The sequence below is a fragment of the Porphyromonas pogonae genome (assembly GCF_036320655.1).
In the GTDB taxonomy this organism is placed as follows: Bacteria; Bacteroidota; Bacteroidia; order Bacteroidales; family Porphyromonadaceae; genus Porphyromonas; species Porphyromonas pogonae.
In genome coordinates this window covers 1801530-1822815 of the sequence record NZ_CP143258.1, presented here as the reverse complement: position 1 = coordinate 1822815, position 21286 = coordinate 1801530, and the positions used below count along the sequence as shown (strand labels likewise).

The following is a 21286-nucleotide window of genomic DNA, read 5'->3' as shown; positions in this document are numbered from 1 at the left end:
CTTAATTTCAGAATAACATTTTGGACAATTGTGGTCTCAGGAAACTTTTGAATAGTTCGACAAACTCATTTTCACCAAAGACAATTTTATACGAACCGTCTTTAGGGGAGATCTGGAATGATGTAGCATGCCCACCTACTTCTTTTATTTCAACTCCTTTGTCCAGTAAATCCTTGGCATTTGACTCGAAATAAGAGCGTAAAGAGTCGGCTTCCGGAGCTTTGATCTCAACTCCTTGTGAAAGGTCCCAGTTTTTTACTAATTCAAGGATTACTTTTTGCATAAAATCTTTATCGGATACAGCAGCTTTTACATTTTGTGATACAATATCACCTGAGATTTGATCTGCAATAGCACTTTTCACTGATTCTACTACCTGATCAGCGTAAAGCTTTAGTTCCGATTCCGTATTGGAGCGCAAAGTCTGAGCTTGCTTCTCAGCATCTTTGATTATTTGCGATGCTTTACCCTCCGCATCCTTTACAATGGCATCGTGTTGCGACTGCGCTTGGGCTATTATCTTTTCAGCCTCAGCATTTCCTTTTTGAACACCTTCGTTGTAAATCTTTTGGGTTAATTCTTGGATTTTAGAGTCCATATGATAGATGTAATTAATAGTATTGATCCTTGATTATTTTTTAACAGCACAAAGTTAAAATAAATCATAATTGTAGCATCATGAATACCAAATTATTAGAACCAACAGGTTATTTTTCTTTAGTCTTTTCTAAATTTTATTTATAAGCATAAAGATAAGACTTACTTATTAAATATATAGCATTTTAAATGTAAATTTTTGTCGATATATAATGATTGTATTTAAATATAGGTTTTATTCTTAAGTTTATAAGGTGGAATGTAAAATGTATTTCAAAATAAACTTCTGGTCTATATATCAATAAAACACGAGTCCTAAAATTCCGGCTATTACAATGAGCAGTATAGGGTGAATCATTTTCTTTATTGTAGCTATAAATGCAAGAACAAAAAAGATAAGACTTTTGGTGTCAACAAAATTCTCAGTAACCACTATGCTTCTCAGAGAAATCTCACCGGGATGAGCGATATAAGTGAGCAAAGCTTGAGCGTTGAACGAAAGCAATAGAGCAGCAGAAGCTACCAGGCCTATAGTTGTAGGCCTTACACCCACAAAAACGGCTTCAACATACTTATTATTTTGGAATTTGGAAAAGAAATATGAGATTACCAAGACTAAAATAAATGACGGTAACATGACAGCTAAGGTAGCAGCCATAGCTCCCCATACGTTTCCTGTAACAGTATACCCTATATAAGTAGCACTATTGATTCCGATAGGGCCGGGAGTCATTTGACTTATAGCAACAATATCAGTAAATTGCTGTGGAGTAATCCAGTGGTAATTATTGACGACATCATCTTGGATTAGAGAAAGCATAGCATAGCCTCCACCGAAGCCAAACAAACCTATCTTTATATAAACCCAGATCAATTGCAAATAAATCATAACTATACCCTATTGATTTTGTGTTGAATATAAAATGTATAAATGAGTCCACCTATTGCTCCTGCAATAATGATGATAATAGGCGAAATGCCTAATAACCATACAAGCAATGCCGACAAGGCGGGGATCCATACAGCCGTTTTTTTCATTTTCATTGTTTTCCACATCACAAATACCGGAGCTGCTATCATAGCAATAACTACCGGTCTAATGCCCTTAAATATCCTTTCGACCACAGGATTCTGATTGAATTGGGCAAAAAAGATGGCGATAGAAAGAATAATCAGAAAAGAAGGCAATGTTGTGCCTAGTGCAGCCAGAAAAGCTCCTTTGAAGCCCCTTAGTTTATATCCTGTGAATATGGAAATATTTACGGCAAATACCCCCGGCAATGACTGTGACATGGCAAAGAGATCCAAAAAATCCTTCTGCTCCATCCAATGATGCTTATCGACAATTTCCACCTGTATAAGGGGAAGCATAGCATAACCTCCGCCAAAGGTAAAACCACCTATTTTGAAAAAAGTGGTAAATAATTTGAAATAAGGTACACTTTCGTTCATCAATAATGAAGTTTTTAAAATAAAATCAAGGCATATCCTTCATTTTATATACAACATCAATACAAAGACCCAACCGAATCCTTGCACTGCTTACAACATACGTACAAGCCATGTGTTTACTGATAACAAGTTAGATTGAGAGTAATGAGAGATTGTTTTTTTGTTGTCAATACACATATTCTGGTACATGCTCAAAGTTAGAGTATTCTTTTTAGTCGGGCAAACAATAAACTATTTCATACACAAATAAAATTCATCTCTTGATTCATAAAATTTTAAAATGAAATAGCCATCCATATATATGGATGGCTATCAAATGACGTGAAAAACATAGGACTATATTTCCTCAACGGTAAACTCAATCAAAGGACTGTCGCCTTTGGACGTTTTACCCGTCAGCCTGATGTTATCTTTTGTTTTTTTGATTTCAGGACGAGTACTATTATGCTCCAAATTTTGTTGGGTGATTTCACCGAACTCAACCAAAATATTATTGGTATACGCCCAAGACCATGGAACGTAGGTACCAAAGCTTATATTTTTACCTCTAATTAGATATGAAAGCTGATTGAAGACTCCGGTAGCTTGCCCAGTATTGTGTGTAGCCAGTACTACTCCGTATTTACCCGCAGGTATCGATGTGGGTGAGGTATAGAAAGTACTGTTGTACCATGAGGTTTTATTTTTAAATAAAAGATCCTCTTTTGTTTTATTATGAACAATGATACGTGCAGTAGAACCGGTCCCGTATGAAGACAGGAAACCATCAATATTTCTTTTGGCCTCCTCATAGTTATTCGCGGTGTATTTATTATCCAATTGTATTTTTTTCTTCAAAAGCAATGTTGCTTCCAAAGCATAATGATCAGAACACGGAGCTTCTTTATGGAGTGAAGGAGAATTATACATACAGCGATTGTTAATTGCTGCGGATACAGGTTCTAATCCATCAGAAACCAAGAAATAGTCGAGGCGTTGACGTGATGCACCATATTTCTTTACGGGGAAAAAGTAATCAGCCAAATCATTGATAGTATTGTCATATGAGAAACCCGGTGATTTTGTAGTATCAGGATTTGTCTCTCTATATGAGTCTTTAAAATTCGAGAAAAAGCCTTTTACAATATCCTTATATTCGGCAGATACATCGCCTATGACATTCAAATCTCCTACAATCATAGCAGGTACACCATTGAGATCCTGCATAGACTGTTTCATCTGTTCAAACTGCATTTTGCGGGTTCCTGCTTTATCCTCATCAGCTTGAGTATGGGTAAAAAAGGAGTAAAAGTCACCGTAAGGAGTAGAAAAACGAGTTTTGTGAAACCCTTTGGGAGTAAACCAATCAAAGCCCTTTCCCTTACGAAATACACTAAAATGATTTTCCATAATTGGAAATTTTGAGAGGATCAGCAAGCCATCTCCCTGATTTATATTTACAGCATTGGAATGTATAGAATAAGGATAAATATCCTTCAGGGATTCAGCCATTTCATTCTTAACATAGTCACTCCATACTTCAGAAAAAAACAAAACGTCATTGGAGCGCAGGTCTTTTCTTACAAAGTCTACAATCGCTTTTTGCCTCATTCCGTCTTCAAAAAGAACGGGCTCCAGAAACATATGAAGATTATAGGTAGCTACTTTTATAGTATTACTTTGAGTTTTCAGAAACGAGTGATTACTTGCATCTTCTTTTGAGTTTTTACCTAAAACAAAGTCATCCTCTTGTTGGCTACAGCCAATACTCAATAAGGGTAAGAGAATGAAAAACAAACGTATAAATTTCAATTCTAATTTCATCTCGTTTTGGTTTTAAAAATTAATAAAAAGTTTTTGATTATATAGAATAAGCATATACACGGACTATTAATATATAATAGAGTGTTTGATATACTTACTCTATTTTCACAAAAATGTAAAATTCTCCTTATTCATACATATACACGAATATACAATTAATATCTATGATTCAGTTAATGGATCGATTAATTTTTTCAATGGTATACATTGATTAATGAATGATTTATAAGAAAATTTTAATTGAAACCAGAATTCTTATACATACAATATATTCATTGTCATGACACAATTTACCTTAAAATACAAGGGGGGGGGGGATAAAATAAGAATATAGTGATTTAAAGTGGTGTGAAAAATGGATTCATGATATGTAAGTGACTCGGGTGGGACTCAAACCCACGACCTTCAGAACCGGAATCTGACGCTCTATTCAACTAAGCTACCGAGCCAATCGGATGCAAAGATACATTTTTGTTGTAATAAAAACGAATATAAAATCCCAACTTCAGCCTTTTTTATATAAGATAATCATTAATAGCCTGACACTAATGATTGTATATTAATCACATCTGCGGGTACAAATAATAAATGTTTCGGCTTGATAACGGGCGCTGAAATTCTATCATACAAAGTCAACGATTTTATCCTAATAGGTCGAACGTTTTATCCTAATAAGTCGAACGTTTTATCGTACACAGACAATCATCCTATTATGATAAGATCTTCAGCACATCATATAAGAATTGAGGATGCCCTATCAGCATCCTACAAGGACTTTTAAAAAGAAGAATTTAAGGTTAGGAATTATCATAAATATAGAAAGAATGAAAAAGGAATGACACCTTTACCTATAAGCATAATAATTCGGGGGTAAATTTACGACCGATGAGTTCTACCCCATTGCCCGCATCATACTCCTGATTTTTTACAAGTCCATTTCTTATTTCTAACGTTACGGCAATATTTGTAGCATTTTCAAATTGAGCTGTAAAGGTCGGAGTCTGTCCAAAATTCCATTCCCAAGATTTATACCTGCTCGAGAGTTTATCTTTGATCTCATCATTCTCTTCTTCTGAAGGATGGTATGATGACAAAGCTCCGTAAAAAGACTGATATTCGTCTAATAACAGATCTCTAAAAGCAGATATTGTCATGTGAGATTTAAGATGCGGTAAGATATTATCGACAGGGCTTTTTACAGAGCTTACCGCTTTGGAAGCTGTAGGTATAATTGATGGTTTGAGTGCTTGTCTGAGGTCATCCAAAACAGAATCGAACAATAGACAACCATGATAGAGCATTCTTTTCTTCTTAAAAGCTTGTGCGGTACCACAGATCTTCTTTCCATCAATGAGAATATCTCCTCGTTCACTTCGAGTAGAGTGTACTCCTAACTTGTGGAGTAATGTATGTATTGGGGTAGTAAATTCTTTGAGATCCAAAGGCTCGTTATCAATCTGATTCTTGATGACAGTGAAATTCAGATTATTAAGATCATGGTATACTGTGCCTCCGCCGGAAATTCTTCTTATTACAGGTATCCCTTTATCCTCAGTGAAGCACAAATTGACCTCACTCCACGGATTTTGATATTTACCTATAATAACTGATGGACTGTTGATCCATAATATCACAATCACATCGACATGCGTGTACTTTTTATAAAGTAACTCTTCAATGCTGAGATTATAATACGGATCAGTGGATGGACTAAGAAAATAAAACATAAAACAAAAGTATGGGATTACGACTCATCATTATAAATAAGAAAGAAAGCATCGCAAGAAGTCAATATTATATAAGTATTGGTCTTTTGCGATGCTTATCTTTAACATTATAGCAGTTTATTTCTTCTTAGGAGGAAGGTGTATTGCCATTCCCAAAGTATCAGCACAAGCTTCATATAAAGCTTCGGAAAACGTAGGGTGGCCATAGATCGTTTTGATAACCTCATTCACCGTAATCTCCAACTCCATGATAAGTGAAGCCTGATTGATAATTTCTGCAGCAGCCGGGCCTATGATATGTATACCCAATATCTCGCCATACTTATTATCAGCTATGACTTTGACAAAACCATGTCCTTCATTGGAAGCCAAGGCACGTCCGTTAGCTGCAAAATGGAATTTTCCAATGCGGATATCATCATTATAAAGCTCTCGGGCTTTTTCTTCAGAAAGTCCTACCATAGCAACCTCCGGCTGTGTATACACTACTGAAGGAGCTGAGATCAACTTGATTACTTCGGTATTACCTTTTACAGCATTTTCGGCTGCTACCTCACCCATGCGGAATGCTACGTGGGCTAACATCTTTATACCATTGATATCGCCAGGAGCGTAAATACCCTTGACACTGGTTTCCATGTATTTGTCCACTTTGATCTTTCCTTTTTCGATTTCAAAGTCTATCTCACCAATGCCCTCAAGATCCGGAATACGACCTATAGACACCAATACCTTATCAGCTTCTATGATCTTACCATCATTAAGTTTTACACCGACCTTGCCACCTTTGTCCAAAAGCTCAGAAACTCCTGATGATGTAAGGATCTCTATTCCTTTTTTGCGCAGAAGATCGGCAAGGGTTTGTGACAGTTCACCGTCAAGAGCAGGTATAATGCGATCCGCCATTTCCACAATGGTAACTTTGGTACCCAAAGCTTCATATGCCTGAGCCATCTCTACCCCTATAACGCCTCCACCAATAACAACCAAAGATGAGGGCAATTCCTGGAGAGATAAGATATCATCACTTGTAAGCACATTAGGATTATCTATTCCAGGAATATTGATCTTAGTTACTTTGGATCCTCCGGCGATGATGATTTTATCAGCTTTGATGATCTGCTTACCATCGATCACAATATCCTTGTTCTTATTGATCTTTGCAACTCCCTTGTAGATATCCACGCCATTGCCCTTGAGAAGCGAAGCTACACCTCCGGTGAGCTTTTTGACAATACCGTCTTTATACTTCACCACTTTGGGCATATCTACACTAAACTTAGGACTTTCAATATTGATGCCTCTCATAGCGGCTATGGTAAGACCTTCTATGATTTCAGCATTTTTGAGATATGTTTTAGTAGGAATACAGCCTTTGTTGAGGCATGTGCCTCCTAACTCTGATTTTTCCACAATAGCCACTTTGGCTCGCAGTTGAGCAGCTTTTATGGCAGCAACATATCCGGCAGGGCCACCACCGATTACCGCCACATGATATGAATCCTCCATAGAAGGAAGGTCTGCGGCATCTTCCACTTTTTTTACAGGCTCTTGGTCTTCTATTGACTTACTCTTAACTCCTTCAATAGACTCTCCTTGGTCTCCGATGTATGCGATCACTTCCGCAATAGGTACAGTCTCACCTTCATGATGTAATATTTTGAGTAGATAACCGGAGGCTTCTGCTTCTATTTCCATGCTTGTCTTGTCAGTCATGATTTCAAGGATGATCTCTCCTTCCTCTACTTTATCACCTTCCTTCTTTAGCCATTTAACAATTTCGCCTTCAGTCATGTCAATACCGGCCTTAGGCATAATTACTTCTGATATCATCGTTGTAGTACTTTTATATTAATAATGATAAAGGATTCTCAAGAACTGACTTGAGATCTTGCATAAATTTAGCTGCAGCGAGGCCGTCTATCACCCTGTGATCACTGGTAAGACTTACTTTCATGATAGGTTTGATTACAACCTGTCCATCTCTAACCACAGCAGTATCCTTGGTGCCGGCTACACTAAGTATGGCACTATTGGGCTGATTTATAATAGAGGTAAAGGTGTCTACACCATACATACCCAAGTTGCTGATTGTAAACGTACTGCCGCTCTGTTCTTCAGGAAGCAGTTTTTTGGACATAGTACGCTCTGTAAGATCTTTGAGTGAAGCCACCAACTCGCTCAGGGACATTTTTTCCGCATTTTTCACTACGGGAACAACAAGTCCTTCGGGTAGACCTACTGCCATTGCCAGATTTACATAATTATGGTAAATAACTTTGGTACCATCCTCTGACAATGATGCGTTGATAGCTCTGTGCTTCATCAGCAATTTTACTACTGCTGCAGAGATAATATCTGTTACAGTAAGCTTCTTGCCTATACGTTCCATGATAGGATCTATCAACTTCTTGCGAAGAGCTAAACTCTCAGTCATATCCACTTCATAGGTTACTATGAAAGTTGGAGCAGAGAAGTAACTCTCAGACATTCTTTTGGCGATGATCTTCCGCATCATATTCATAGGCACCTCTTCCGTATCGGCAACAACGGAAGGAGAAGTTACAGCAGGAGCAGGTGCAGATGAAGAAGCCACAGGCTTATTCGACATGTTTTCGGAAGCCTTGTGAGTAGGTTTGAGAGACTCAGCAAAAATATCCAGCGAAAGCTTCCTCTTGGCTGCTTCATCCGGAATAAGATTCACAATATCGTCTTTCATAATCTTACCACGGTAGCCCGTGCCCTTGATCCCATTCTTCCAATCTATACCATGAACCTCCGCAATGCTGAGAGCAAGGGGAGATATAGCTACCTTGTCAACATAATTGAATCCTGCAACATCATCTTTGTGTATACGTCCTTTCAGTCCCGTACCCTTGACATCAATCAGGTTTACACCCAACCTTTTTGCCAAAGTACGTGCTGCAGGAGTAGCTTTTATTCTTTCTGTGTTCATTTTGTACTCTCCCCTCTTATCTTTTGTTTACCAAGTGAAGAATCTCTTGTTTGATCTTCTCAACATTGGGCAACATAGCTGTTTCCAAAGTATGGTTATATGGTACGGGTACATCTTCAGCAGCTAATCGTATAATCCTATTATCAAGATAGTCAAAAGCTTCGCTCTCAGCTATCATAGCAGCAACTTCGCCAATGAAACCATTTGTTTTGTGAGCATCATTTACAAGCATCAAGTGCCCTGTCTTCTTCACTGATTCTATAATAGCTTCTTTATCCAAAGGTATCAGTGTAAGTAAGTCTATAACTTCCACGCTCACACCGTCAGATTCTTTCACTTGATCTACAGCTTGAAGCACTCGCTCAAGCATTCGGCCATAAGTGACGATAGTCAGATCGGTACCTTGCCTCTTAATATCGGCTTTGCCCAAAGGCAATACGAAGTCGGGATCCAATGGTACTTCTCCTTTTTGATTAAATAAAGCTTTATATTCAAGAAATACCACGGGATTATTATCTCGTATAGCTGCTTTCAAGATTCCTTTTACATCAGCAGGTGTGCCAGGAGCTACTACTTTAAGACCCGGAATATGACAGAACCAAGATTCCAGTGATTGGGAATGTTGAGCAGCCGATCCTACTCCGGACCCTGCTGCACAGCGAAATACTACAGGGATAGTACCTTTACCACCGTACATATAACGAGTCTTCGCTGCCTGATTGACAATATTGTCCATCATATATACAGCAAAATCCATAAACGTAACATCTACAATGGGACGCAAGCCTGTCATTGCAGCACCAATAGCACAACCTGATATAGCATTCTCTGATATAGGTGTATCTCTTACCCTATCTTTCCCAAATTCTTCTAACATACCTACAGATGTACCGAAGTCACCTCCGTAGATGCCTACATCTTCGCCCATGAGAAACACATTCTCATCTCTTCTCATTTCTTCTGACATTGCCATGATAATAGCATCACGCGTTGTCATCAGTTTTGTATTATTTTCCATTTATATAATAGTCGTTTTTATTTTCAATGATTAATCTGCGAATATGTCTTCATATAGACTGTCGAGAGATGGTTCCGGGCTTTCGATACCGAATTTCACCGCTTCTTCTATAGCATTCTGCGAATCTGCATCGATCTTCTCAAGCTCTTCAGGCGTAGCAATATTATTCTCGATCAGGTGTTTTTGGTAAGCAATTATAGGATCTTTGGCTTTCCAGTTATCCACTTCTTCTTTTGTTCTATATTTGCCGGGGTCAGATGTAGAATGCCCAAACCAACGATAAGTAAGGCTTTCTATAAATATAGGGCCATTACCTGCGCGTACATACTCGGCAGCCTCTTCCATCTTTTTTCTTACTGCCAAAACATCATTACCATCTTCCACCAAATGTCCGGGAATGCCGTAAGCTTCCGCTCTCTGGTAATTGTAATCCACATTGATCACACTTTTTATAGGTGTACTGATAGCGTAAAGATTATTGATAGAATAGAAGATTACAGGAAGTTTCCACACTGAAGCCATATTGACAGTCTCATGGAACGTACCTTCATTACAAGCTCCATCTCCAAAGCAGCAAAGAACTATCTTGCCTGTCTTCTTGAGCTTTTGCGTAAGAGCAGCACCAATGGCTATCCCCATTCCTCCGCCAACAATACCATTGGCGCCAAGATTACCATTGTCAAGATCCGCAATGTGCATTGAACCACCTTTACCTTTACAAGTACCGGTAGCTTTACCCATGATTTCAGCCATCATTTCATTCAGATTGATACCCATGGCAATGCTTTGTCCATGACCTCGGTGATTAGATGTTATTAAATCACCTTTGTCCAGTACAGCCACTGCTCCTACATTTGCTGCCTCTTCTCCTACCGAAAAGTGTGTCATTCCCGGCACTTTACCCTTTCTCACCATCTGGTTCACCCTGAGATCAAAATGCCTGATATCAAGCATCTGACGATACATCTTCAAGTGATCTTCTTTATTTAAATCTTTCATCTTTACTTTGAATAATTATGTTAATTGCATTCTATCTTATAACACCTATTTTGCTAAATAAGATTAGCAAAAAGCGCCTAAACTTACAGTTTTTGGAATAGAATTTTATTAAATTATATCAATCGCTGTATTAATTTTATCAATTAAGGGCCTAATTCGGCCTTTAAAACAATAGACTTCGCATCTTCTTTTCATAAGAAATACACCCAATACATCTATAATAAAGATGTGATATGATTCATGAATATAGATCTGAGCTTTTGAGATATTCTCTACTTATCAAATAACATTCCCGGATAAGGCAATTATAGATTTGGGGAGAAGGAAAACCTTTTAAATTATTGAAGCGGGGCTATTGGTGATGTTAAGATTATGCCTATCTTTACAACAGTGTTAATAAATTACTAATACATGTTGTAATGAAAAAAACTCCTTTTACAGACATTCATATTAATCTAGGTGCAAAAATGCACGAATTTGCAGGTTTTAATATGCCCATTGAATATTCGGGAATTATAGAGGAACATATGACAGTTGTTAACGGCGTAGGCGTTTTCGATGTATCTCATATGGGTGAAATTTGGGTCAAAGGCCCACATGCTCTCGAATTCCTCCAAAACGTCTCCAGCAATGATGCTTCAAAGCTGAAGGTTGGCGATATACAATATACATGCTACCCCAATGATAAAGGAGGCATTGTAGATGATTTCCTTCTCTACCATTATGAGGATGAAAAATACCTTATGGTAGTAAATGCTTCCAATATTGAAAAGGATTGGGAGTGGTGTCAAAAAATGAATAAGGTGGGAGCAGAGTTGGAAAACGGCTCTGATCGTACAGCCCAGTTAGCTGTACAAGGGCCCAAAACTGTGGCTGTATTACAAAAACTAACAGATGTAGACCTGTCAGACATCCCTTATTACACATTCAAAGTAGGCAAATTTGCCGGATGCGATGAAGTTATTATCTCCAATACGGGTTATACCGGTGCGGGTGGATTTGAATTATACTTCTATCCGGAATATGGGGAGAAAATATGGAATGCTATTTTTGAAGCCGGCAAAGAAGAGGGCATAAAGTCCATAGGCTTAGGAGCACGTGATACACTCCGTCTTGAAATGTGTTTCTGCCTTTATGGCAATGATATTTGCGATACTACTTCGCCCATTGAAGCCGGTTTAGGATGGATCACCAAATTCGTTGACGGCAAAGAATTTCCCAGCCGTAAACTAATGGAAGATCAAAAAGCAGGCTCACTTACAAGAAAGCTTGTGCCATTTGAACTCAAAGACAAAGGAATTCCTCGTCAGCACTATGAAATAGCCAATGAGAATGGTGAGATTATTGGAGAGGTAACATCGGGAACAATGTCACCCTATCTCAAGAAAGGCATTGGTATGGGTTACGTGGCTAAAGAATATGCCAAAGTAGGTACCCCTTTAAAGATCATGGTCAGAGGCAGGGGCTTAGCTGCAGAGGTAGTAAAAGGCCCATTCAGGAAATAAACTATTGACAGACTTATTATACACTTAATACTTCAGAGAGGTAGATACAAATGGCACCATTGGAGTATAAGATATAATCAAGTCGAGTTATATCTCATCCGGCAAGAAAGTTTCTTGCCGGATGTTTTTTGTCACATGTAGCAAGTATCCTCGACCTATTTCCATAATTGAAATTGACCTCATATCTCTCAAAATACTTAATCATTCATCACATTTAACAATCTGATTATTGAATATTTCAAAATTAAATACTATACTTGAATAAGCTATCATTAAAAAGAATTTGAGATAAGAGAGCTATTAACTTGATTTAAAACCTATGAGAATGCCTATAATGAAAGACATATTTAAAACACTCATCCTTTCGCTATTGAGTATCAACTCACTACAAGCTCAAGCACCGATCAATCTTAGGATACACTATGAGACGAAATACCAAGATGTATATATTGAAGACAAAATATGCAAGTACAAAGCTGATGAAATGATACTTGATATCACTCCTACAAGCTCCGAATTTTACAGTTTATGGAAGAGGAGTTATGATGCTTCCGACAAAAAAATATTTGATAAAGGAGGTACGCTTGCCGATGCAATCAAAGCTCGTGAGCAACTGCCTTACCCTAAAAGCCAAAATTCTGAAATATTCTATAAGGGCTTACCGCAAAAAGGTATGATCACTGTAATTGAGGAAAGCTTGGCTAATATAAAATACTCAGACAAAGAAGTAAAAATCCAATGGGATATAATACCCACAGATACACTTACAATAGCCGGTTACCATTGTAATAAAGCCATTGGCTCCACATCAGGCAGGAAATGGATAGCATGGTATGCTCCTGATATTCCTGTGCCCAATGGACCACGCATGTTAGGGGGATTGCCGGGACTCATTCTCAAAGCTTATGATTCACAAGAACATTACATCTATGTTTGCTCTGGTATCGAAACCGAATTTTCACAGAAAGAGAATGTACAATTACTCAAAAAGCCGCTAAAAACCATATCACACAAAGAATACAACAAAATAAGAAAACTATTTTGGGAGGACACCAAGACCTATATGCAATTATTGGGTCAGTACTATGATCAAGGTGTAGGAGCAGATGGCAGACCATTGAAGCAAATAAAAAGAAAAAGCAATTTTATAGAACTAATGCCCTGAATTTTATCTCATGATATTTTCTCGCTTTTATATTCTACTAAGTTTTATTATTTTGCATGGATGCTTGTGCCATGCTCAATCCCCAATCCATGGCAAAATAGTAAATAAAAAGGATTATCATCCCATATCTGATGTTTCGGTAACAGTGTTGGACGGACAAAAAGTGTTGGAATTTACTTTCTCTGACAACAATGGAAACTTTCGGCTCAACAAAGTCTATGACCCAAAAATCAATGCTCAAATAAGCTTCCGTTGCATGGGATTTACGGTACTTACTTTACCACTGCACCAACTTTCCCAAAATCCTAATATCAGCTTAGTGCCAAGCGATATAAAACTGAAAGCTGTAGAGGTAACCACTCAAAGGATCAAACAACGCAACGATACTATCATATATAATGTAGTGGCAATGAGGGTGAAACAGGACAAAACCATAGCAGATGTACTGAAAAAAATACCGGGGATTGAAATTGGGAAGACGGGGCAAATATCATACATGAACAAACCTATCAACCGATTTTATATTGAAGGCAATGACCTTTTGGGTAATAGATACACTCTTGCCAGTAACAATATCAGCCCTCAGGATGTAAAGGATATAGAAATTTTGCAGAACCATCAGCCTATAAAAAGTCTCAATCACAAAATTGCCAGTGATCAGGCTGCAATCAACCTTAAGCTCAAAGGAACTGCAAAAGGGAGGATAGTCAGCTTTTTTGACCTTTCAGGAGGTATCAGTCATAAACCCTCCGATTTACTTTATGACGAAAATATCATGGGGTATCTATTTGCCAAAAAAATGCAAAATCTTAGTATATACAAAACAAACAATACCGGTAAAGACTATTTACAAGAGAGCAATACCGTAAATCTTATTTCTGACATACACTCACTGTATCATGATCCAGAAGAATCGAGTATACTTTCAGAGGATAACCCTATGATACCCTTAGAGTCTCAAATCCAACGGAATAATCAAAGCCATTATATCAGCACCAATCATTTGTGGAATATAAATAAAGACGGTTCTCTGCGACTATTGTTCGATTTCATGAAAGATCAGAACAAATATGAAGAAACAGCGAATACTTCTTACTTCTCAGGTGATCATATTGTGGTATTCGATAATCAAGAATACGGGCACACCTACAACTTCAAATACAGAACAAATATCAATTACGAGTTCAACAGTAATAATAAATACTTCAAAAACAACCTTTCAATCGATATTCATAATTATCGATCAGATGTCTCCCTACTCTCTCGAGGACAAGATCTTTCTTTTCATAAAAAGATCAATCGATATACAATGAACAATGATTTTAGATATATCAAAGCCATAAAAGACAATATCTTTGAATTCAAGAATATCACTGCTTACACATCATTACCCGAAAGGTTACACATTAACCATAAAGACCTACATCAACAGATATATCTCACAAGTGTCGAAAATACATCTGCCTTGAAATACCGACACAAAATATTGGGTATATATGTTAATTATGAAGCAGGTTTGAATTTAAAAAGCAAAATGCTGACATCGGACTATGATAATAGGCTTGGAAATGAACCATCAACAACACTCCGCCTTTCTAATGATTTAAAAATCAAAAATGCAACCTTGTATCTATCACCTTCTATCAATATTCACTCCGATAGGCTGGATTTTACTGCGCAAAGTCCTATTCAGCTAAAATATTTCAACCTCACCTATACCAAACCGGAAAGTCATAGCACATCAAAAAATATGCTACTATGGTCTCCATCCTTGAATATGCAATACAAACTGTCAGGTTATTGGACACTGACTACATCAGGGAAATATGACAATATTGAGCCTGATATTCATGAGCTATACATTGCACCTATTCTCAAAAGTCCAAGGAGTATATCGGGCTACAGCAACAAACTCAATTATCTTCGTAAATTGTTTGTATATGCATGGCTGAACTACAATAATCCCTTGCATGGATTTACCATGAGATTTGGTTCTACCTATGATAAAGAATACAGGGAAAAAACTACTCGAATAGATGTTGATGAAGACTTTGTAAAGTTTGTTCAGATTGATATTCCCTCGCATAGGCGGTTGGTCGGAGTAAATGGAATAGTGAGTAAACTTTGGGATTGGAATAAAACGTTTATGAAATTACATTTATCAGCAACACAAACAGTAGATGGGCAGATATTTGGATTGAATGAGACAAGCTTAACGTCTTTGAAAGTTAATGACATAAATGCAATACTATCTCTTTCCATGCAACCGTCCCGCTTTATCAATTATGAATTATCATCGGCATTGTATTGTTCTCAGATCAAGAACTCTTCAGTGACCCCATCCTCTAAAATTTATAATTACATCCATCAAGCAGAAATAAATCTGCAATTATCAGATAATCTTACGATAACACAACTTTTCAAGCTTATACATGGAGATAAATCAATAGTAAGTACCCCATTCTTCGCTGATATGCGAGTGATATACAATGTCAAGAATATCGAATGGGGATTGGATGTAAACAATATATTGAACAACAAAGTGTTCTATCGCCATTATTACTCAGGAGCCTCTGAAACGAATCAGATCAATCAATTACGCTGTAGACAAATACTGTTGCGAATGGCTTTTAGACTCTAATATTTTATTCGATCTCGCAAATAACCTATCAAATGATTCTCTAACCGGATTGTAGTTCCCGGCAGACGGATAATTTCAGCAGGTTATTTATTCCCAAATTTTGCAAATGACAAAAGGTTGTAATATCAAATTCTAAAAACATAAAAATATATCTGATAGCAAACTAAAAGCCGTATAGAAGATAGTCGCTCCTTAATGCTGTCTTTTTATTTGGGGAGACTGTTGCAAAAGTCAACAGTCTTGTGGATTTTGGAGGCAAAGCCGACAAAAGACACTTTGACCGGGCAGAGAGGGTAAAGTGCAAGGCGCTAAGAGTGAGTGCACAGGGTGTTTACTTCAGGTAAATGACCAAGCGCGAATCTCGCAAGCAACGAAGCAATTTGCCTGCTATGCAACGGTCTCTTTGGAGGTTAATCCGGTTTTTCCTAACTATGTTTCATAATTTTTCTAACTACATTCTAATATTTTCCTAACTAAGTGTTTGCATTTTCTTAGTTACAAAAATAAGACAACCTAACTAAGAAAATAATACAACCAAGTTATAGAAATATTGAGAGCCTTTAGGCTGCTATTTTAGGATCATTATACTTGAAAAATCAGTAAGATGGCATATTGTCAAGCTTTTTTTACACTTTTAACAGGATAATTTATCACAATTTAATGCTCAATCATATAACTCTCAGCCATTAAATAACAAGCTGATACTGAGCGTTTATTTCATGTGTCGTTTACAATAAATTGCTTGAAAGTTGGAAGAACAACGTATAAACTCGTATCTTTGACAAAAATAAAGGGGCAAAAACTAAAATATGGTTACTGCAGAAAGATATCACGATATATGTATGGGACATAGAGTTGTCGGACACGAAAACAAATGCCGACACCTCCATGGGCATAATTACAGAATATTTTTTAAATGCACTAGTGATCAACTCGACGAACTTGGGAGGGTCATAGACTTTGCCGTGATCAAAGAAAAGCTATGCATGTGGCTGGAAAACCAATGGGATCATAAAATGATACTATGGGAAAAAGACCCCTTACTCAAAGACTTGAAACAATTGATTCCTGAGGATATTATAGAAGTGCCGTTCAACCCCACTGCTGAAAATATTGCTATGTATTTGGTAAACAATGTGGGACCTGAACAATTGGGTGATACCGGGGTTACTTTGATAGAATGTCGAGTGGAAGAAACAAGAAAGTGTTCTGCCACATATCACACCGATTGATAGAATATATGATTATCAATGAAATATTTTACAGCCTGCAAGGTGAAGGAGCTAATTGGGGTAAAGCAGCCATCTTTATTCGTCTCACCGGTTGTAATCTGAGATGTCATTTCTGTGACACAGAATTTGATACAGGGAGCAAAATGTCTGATGAGGATATTTTGAACGCAATATCCCAATATCCCGGTAAATTTATTATTTGGACAGGTGGGGAGCCTACATTGCAATTGCGACTGCAGACAGTGATGTTTTTCAAAGAAAAAGGATATTATCAAGCTATTGAGACTAATGGCACACAGGCTGTTCCAGAAGGTATTGATTATATAACATGTAGTCCCAAACCTGAGGCAATACAATTACTTCATGATAACTTCCCAAACGGGATAAATGAGTTTAGGTATCCGATACAATCAAAAGGGTCTTTACCTCCTCCTGTAACAGAACTCCCACATGCGGATAACTACCTTGTAAGCCCGGTATTTATAGGAAGAGAAGCTATAGAACTTGACAAAGAAGCCCTGGAAAGATGCGTTGAGTTTGTCAAAGCTAATCCTGAATGGAGACTCAGTATACAAATGCATAAGATATTAGGTTTTCGATAGTCAACCGACCTTTGAATTCTAAAGCTTTTGTATATTTATAATTCACCAATGTAGCTTACAGCTCCCCTATTCTATCCAATTAAATGAATTATTTATGACAAGGCTTGTATCAATTACAGAGAATCTATTTTTCTCGCAGAAAAGTAAAACGGTATTAAATAAGATCACTGTAATATCCGCCATATTACTTTATACCTTACATATCATCTCCGTATTCTTCTTTGCAGGCAACCGTGATTGGACTGATGCCATCTTACGAGCCATCTACACTCCCTTTACCATTATCCTTGCATACGAGCTCTACCTGATAGCATATTATTTTCGCAAATCCACATCATATTACATTTTTATGCAATATGAGATTATCACATTGGTATTTGTGAGGGGCATTCTGGGATACCTGTCTAAAACGAACTATAAAAGTGTAGATAACTTCAAGTTCATTTCAGAAACTACAGTTCTATTATTTGGCTTGTTCATCGTAATACTATTGGTCAACTTGTTCTATAAACGTATCATTATCAAAAATGAAGTCATTAATCAAGATCATACACCTTCTCTTTTCAAGCGCATTGCTTCTATAGGCTTGATGCTTTTTTTGCTGTATAATCTGGCAACAGATTTGTATATAATTATTCAAGAACTTTTAAGGCTTTCTGATATTACGGTATTTTATTCTGTAAACTGGCTAAGCAATAGCACTTTTATCAACTTCTTCACATTACTTATTATTTTGGAAGTTTTGATGTTATTATTTTCACTTCTAAGAGATGAATCATTTCCTATAATTGTAAGGAATACATCATATATTATTTCCACAGTGCTACTCAAGCTATCGTTCAGGTTTTCCGGTGTGGAAAATATGACAATCATACTTATTTCCATCTTATTTGGTTTTGGAATAGCATACTGGTATTATAATAATAGGAAATGCAAATGACATAGCTAAATAACAAAAAAGTCCTCACAGGCACCTGTGAGGACTTTTTTGTTATACATGATATCCTTCGTGTTATAAATATAATATCAAATTTATAATGAGCAGGGTAATCTTTTTACAACAGCTTGATAGCCATGAATTAGATCATCAAATATCTGAGCTACGGTTTCGGGTTTATTAGTAAGAGAGCATATCTGGCCTATTTCGAGTTCCCCCTCAATCATATCTCCTTCAAAAATACCTTTCTTGGCACGACCTTTACCCAGGAGAGCTTTCAACTCATCCGCCGAAGCAGCACGACTTTCCAGAGCCACCACTTTCTCATAAAAACTGTTTTTCAATAATCTTACAGGAGCAAGTTGCTTCAATACCAATTTAGTATCACCCTCTTGCGCTTTATAACACAGGTCCTTGAATGCATCAGATGCAGAACTTTCTTCTGACACGGCAAACCTGGATCCTATCTGTACTCCTTGAGCCCCCAAAGCTAAAGCAGCAGCAATGCTACGACCATCATATATACCACCAGCAGCAATCAGAGGAATAGAAAGATTGGGGGCAATAGACGGAATAAGACACATGGTAGTAGTTTCATCACGTCCATTGTGACCTCCGGCTTCAAAACCTTCTGCAATTACGGCATCAACACCTGCTTCCTGGCTTTTTAAAGCAAATTTTGCACTACTTACCACGTGCAATACTTTTATGCCGTGTTCGTGCAACTTTCCGGTATATGTCTTGGGATTACCGGCGGAAGTAACTACAATAGGCACCTTCTCATCTATAATAAGGTCTATGATGCTATCCAATTCGGGATATAACATAGGTACATTTACTCCAAAAGGCTTTTCGGTAGCAAGCTTACACTTTCTGATGTGTTCCCTCAAAGTTTCCGGGTGCATAGAACCTGCTCCAATAAGCCCCAATCCACCTTGTTCACTTACAGCAGAAGCCAAACGCCAGCCACTACACCATACCATACCGCCTGAAATAATTGGATATTGTATCCCAAGCAGTTCACATAATTTATTCATCAATATTTTTTTTTAGGAGTTTATCTCATCGAGTTGTACCAACTTGTTCATAATAGCATAAATAGTCAATCCACTCGGGCTATGAATCTGAAGTTTCTTAGAAATATTACGTCTGTGCGTAATAACTGTGTGTGTGGACAAAAACAACGCATCTGCTATCTCCTTGTTTGTCATACCTTTTACTACACATACTACAATTTCCTTCTCACGATTAGTCAATGTTTGAGTATCCATCACAGGAGTACTGCTCTTTTCTTCATCCATAAGCTTACCTATGATATCCTGAACATTTTCAAGGGAACTGTCAAGTTCCAAAACATCATCATATTCTTTGAGCAAGCATTTATGAATGAAAGTAGATATTATGGCTACCGTCTTAGATTCCTCAGGAATATTAAACGAGCGAGGATGCAAACCACATATAATAGGATTCAAGATGTAAATATCAGCCGAAAGATGCGAAGATATCTCCGTAAGTTCATGTCCATTGTCTTCGGAAAGCCACAGGATTTGTACTTTATAATTATTGAGTCTCTTTAGCATACTTTCAATACCTAACCTTATTATAGTTGAAGGTTCGGCAATAGCTATTTTGAGATATTTTGTTCCACTCATAGTTTTGGTTTAAATTAATTAGCTCTGCGATCTTGTTGCTCCATCAATTCAATAAGAGGAACAAAGATGTGGTCTTCAACATAATTGTGTGAAGCCAAATCCTCTTCCGATGAGAATATATCGTGCAACACGCTATTAAGTTCATACCCGCTGGGCGACGGATAATATTTAATCAAAATATTCTTGAGCTCTGTGATCTTCATCTCTATCTGATCATGTCTTTTACTAAATATCCCGATATTATAATTCTTATCTATACCTTTTTTTTCTAAATCCAAAGCATAAGGAAAGACTATTTTCTCTTCATAACTCATATGCTTTCTCACTTCCTCCACATAATCATCAAAAAACTTTCTAATGACAAACGCGACTTCAGCAGGGCAATCTGTTTTATTGATAGCATCCAGGAGCTGTTCTCTAAGATAAGGCAATCTGAAATCTAAAAAGAATGAATGAGAATTTCTTAAATACTCTATAAGACTTGAAAGCGAGATTTTCTTGAGTTGTTCATTACTCGGTTTATCATGAGTATTAATAAGAGTATTCAACACAAGTAACAAAGTATTTTTGTCCACATTGTGCTTCTGACATACTTGTTCCAAATTACTATCACCAAACCCTAACGGTATACCGAAACGTGTTATTACAAGGAGTAGTCCGTAGTTATCACATATCAGATCACTCATTTTAGTTTTAGCGGTTATGGGTTTATGAGTTTTACAACAAGTGTTACTATAAGATGATGACATATTTAATTACTTATTTTTGTTTAAGACAAAAATAATCTATTCGATTGTTATAAGCAATCATTATGATTAGGTAGTCCCTAAAATATATATCAATATTTATAGGTATAGGAGTCAATGCTATTTAGGTATACCTTTGTATCAGTAATAATAGAAAGCCTATCAACCAAGGCCAGACTAATCTTACTGTAACCGTTTAAGTGATATATCTCAGAATAATTTGTTCGGGAGAATAGATTATATCAATATTAAAA

General features: G+C 37.1%; 19 protein-coding genes and 1 tRNA gene. 7 read left to right on the top strand and 13 right to left on the bottom strand.

The features are described from left to right. Positions 1 to 7 precede the first annotated feature (7 nt). The 10 genes from VYJ22_RS07215 to VYJ22_RS07170 form a co-directional block, all read right to left on the bottom strand. Positions 8 to 598, bottom strand: coding sequence for a hypothetical protein (locus VYJ22_RS07215; protein WP_329903240.1), 591 nt, complete (start codon positions 596 to 598; stop codon positions 8 to 10). A 297-nt stretch (positions 599 to 895) separates the two neighbouring features. Then, on the bottom strand, positions 896 to 1486 hold the full coding sequence (locus tag VYJ22_RS07210; protein ID WP_329903239.1) for a chromate transporter: 591 nt from the start codon (positions 1484 to 1486) through the stop codon (positions 896 to 898). Between the two features lie 2 nt (positions 1487 to 1488). Beyond that, positions 1489 to 2049: a chromate transporter gene (locus tag VYJ22_RS07205; protein WP_329903237.1), complete on the bottom strand. Its 561-nt coding sequence runs from the start codon at positions 2047 to 2049 to the stop codon at positions 1489 to 1491. A 336-nt stretch (positions 2050 to 2385) separates the two neighbouring features. Further along, positions 2386 to 3852: an endonuclease/exonuclease/phosphatase family protein gene (locus tag VYJ22_RS07200; RefSeq protein WP_329903236.1), complete on the bottom strand. Its 1467-nt coding sequence runs from the start codon at positions 3850 to 3852 to the stop codon at positions 2386 to 2388. 375 nt (positions 3853 to 4227) lie between these two features. Then, a tRNA-Arg gene (locus VYJ22_RS07195) sits at positions 4228 to 4301 on the bottom strand. A gap of 399 nt (positions 4302 to 4700) precedes the next feature. Next, positions 4701 to 5579, bottom strand: a complete 879-nt coding sequence (locus VYJ22_RS07190; protein WP_329903235.1) for a lipoate--protein ligase family protein — start codon at positions 5577 to 5579, stop codon at positions 4701 to 4703. 117 nt (positions 5580 to 5696) lie between these two features. Beyond that, positions 5697 to 7412 carry a dihydrolipoyl dehydrogenase gene (gene lpdA, locus VYJ22_RS07185; RefSeq protein ID WP_329903233.1) on the bottom strand — a complete coding sequence of 572 codons (1716 nt, stop codon included), beginning with the start codon at positions 7410 to 7412 and terminating at the stop codon, positions 5697 to 5699. A gap of 13 nt (positions 7413 to 7425) precedes the next feature. After that, on the bottom strand, positions 7426 to 8535 hold the full coding sequence (locus VYJ22_RS07180) for a dihydrolipoamide acetyltransferase (protein ID WP_329903232.1): 1110 nt from the start codon (positions 8533 to 8535) through the stop codon (positions 7426 to 7428). Between the two features lie 16 nt (positions 8536 to 8551). After that, complete coding sequence (locus tag VYJ22_RS07175; protein WP_329903230.1) at positions 8552 to 9553, bottom strand: alpha-ketoacid dehydrogenase subunit beta; 1002 nt, start codon at positions 9551 to 9553, stop codon at positions 8552 to 8554. Between the two features lie 30 nt (positions 9554 to 9583). Next, a complete protein-coding gene (locus VYJ22_RS07170) occupies positions 9584 to 10552 on the bottom strand; it encodes a thiamine pyrophosphate-dependent dehydrogenase E1 component subunit alpha (protein ID WP_329903229.1) in 969 nt (322 codons plus the stop codon). A 419-nt stretch (positions 10553 to 10971) separates the two neighbouring features. On the opposite strand from VYJ22_RS07170, the gene gcvT reads away from it, so the two are divergent. The 7 genes from gcvT to VYJ22_RS07135 all read left to right on the top strand — a co-directional run bounded on the left by gcvT (position 10972) and on the right by VYJ22_RS07135 (position 18637). Then, positions 10972 to 12057, top strand: a complete 1086-nt coding sequence (gcvT, locus tag VYJ22_RS07165) for a glycine cleavage system aminomethyltransferase GcvT (RefSeq protein WP_329903227.1) — start codon at positions 10972 to 10974, stop codon at positions 12055 to 12057. Between the two features lie 334 nt (positions 12058 to 12391). Further along, complete coding sequence (locus VYJ22_RS07160; RefSeq protein ID WP_329903226.1) at positions 12392 to 13222, top strand: GLPGLI family protein; 831 nt, start codon at positions 12392 to 12394, stop codon at positions 13220 to 13222. A gap of 10 nt (positions 13223 to 13232) precedes the next feature. Continuing rightward, positions 13233 to 15863, top strand: coding sequence for a hypothetical protein (locus VYJ22_RS07155; protein WP_329903225.1), 2631 nt, complete (start codon positions 13233 to 13235; stop codon positions 15861 to 15863). A 344-nt stretch (positions 15864 to 16207) separates the two neighbouring features. Beyond that, positions 16208 to 16336 (top strand): hypothetical protein, encoded by a 129-nt coding sequence (locus VYJ22_RS07150; RefSeq protein WP_329903223.1) that lies wholly within the window; start codon positions 16208 to 16210, stop codon positions 16334 to 16336. A 336-nt stretch (positions 16337 to 16672) separates the two neighbouring features. Continuing rightward, on the top strand, positions 16673 to 17095 hold the full coding sequence (locus tag VYJ22_RS07145) for a 6-pyruvoyl trahydropterin synthase family protein (RefSeq protein WP_329903222.1): 423 nt from the start codon (positions 16673 to 16675) through the stop codon (positions 17093 to 17095). Between the two features lie 8 nt (positions 17096 to 17103). Further along, a complete protein-coding gene (locus VYJ22_RS07140) occupies positions 17104 to 17697 on the top strand; it encodes a 7-carboxy-7-deazaguanine synthase QueE (protein ID WP_329903221.1) in 594 nt (197 codons plus the stop codon). A gap of 94 nt (positions 17698 to 17791) precedes the next feature. Then, on the top strand, positions 17792 to 18637 hold the full coding sequence (locus tag VYJ22_RS07135; protein WP_329903220.1) for a hypothetical protein: 846 nt from the start codon (positions 17792 to 17794) through the stop codon (positions 18635 to 18637). 92 nt (positions 18638 to 18729) lie between these two features. Here the strand turns inward: VYJ22_RS07135 and VYJ22_RS07130 are convergent, their stop codons facing one another. From VYJ22_RS07130 to VYJ22_RS07120, 3 genes are read right to left on the bottom strand one after another with little or no spacing between them, the layout of a single operon-like run. Next, positions 18730 to 19671, bottom strand: a complete 942-nt coding sequence (locus tag VYJ22_RS07130; protein ID WP_329903219.1) for an NAD(P)H-dependent flavin oxidoreductase — start codon at positions 19669 to 19671, stop codon at positions 18730 to 18732. A gap of 12 nt (positions 19672 to 19683) precedes the next feature. Next, positions 19684 to 20286 (bottom strand): response regulator transcription factor, encoded by a 603-nt coding sequence (locus VYJ22_RS07125; protein ID WP_329903218.1) that lies wholly within the window; start codon positions 20284 to 20286, stop codon positions 19684 to 19686. A 14-nt stretch (positions 20287 to 20300) separates the two neighbouring features. Continuing rightward, positions 20301 to 20972, bottom strand: coding sequence for a hemerythrin domain-containing protein (locus tag VYJ22_RS07120; RefSeq protein ID WP_329903217.1), 672 nt, complete (start codon positions 20970 to 20972; stop codon positions 20301 to 20303). Positions 20973 to 21286 lie beyond the last annotated feature (314 nt).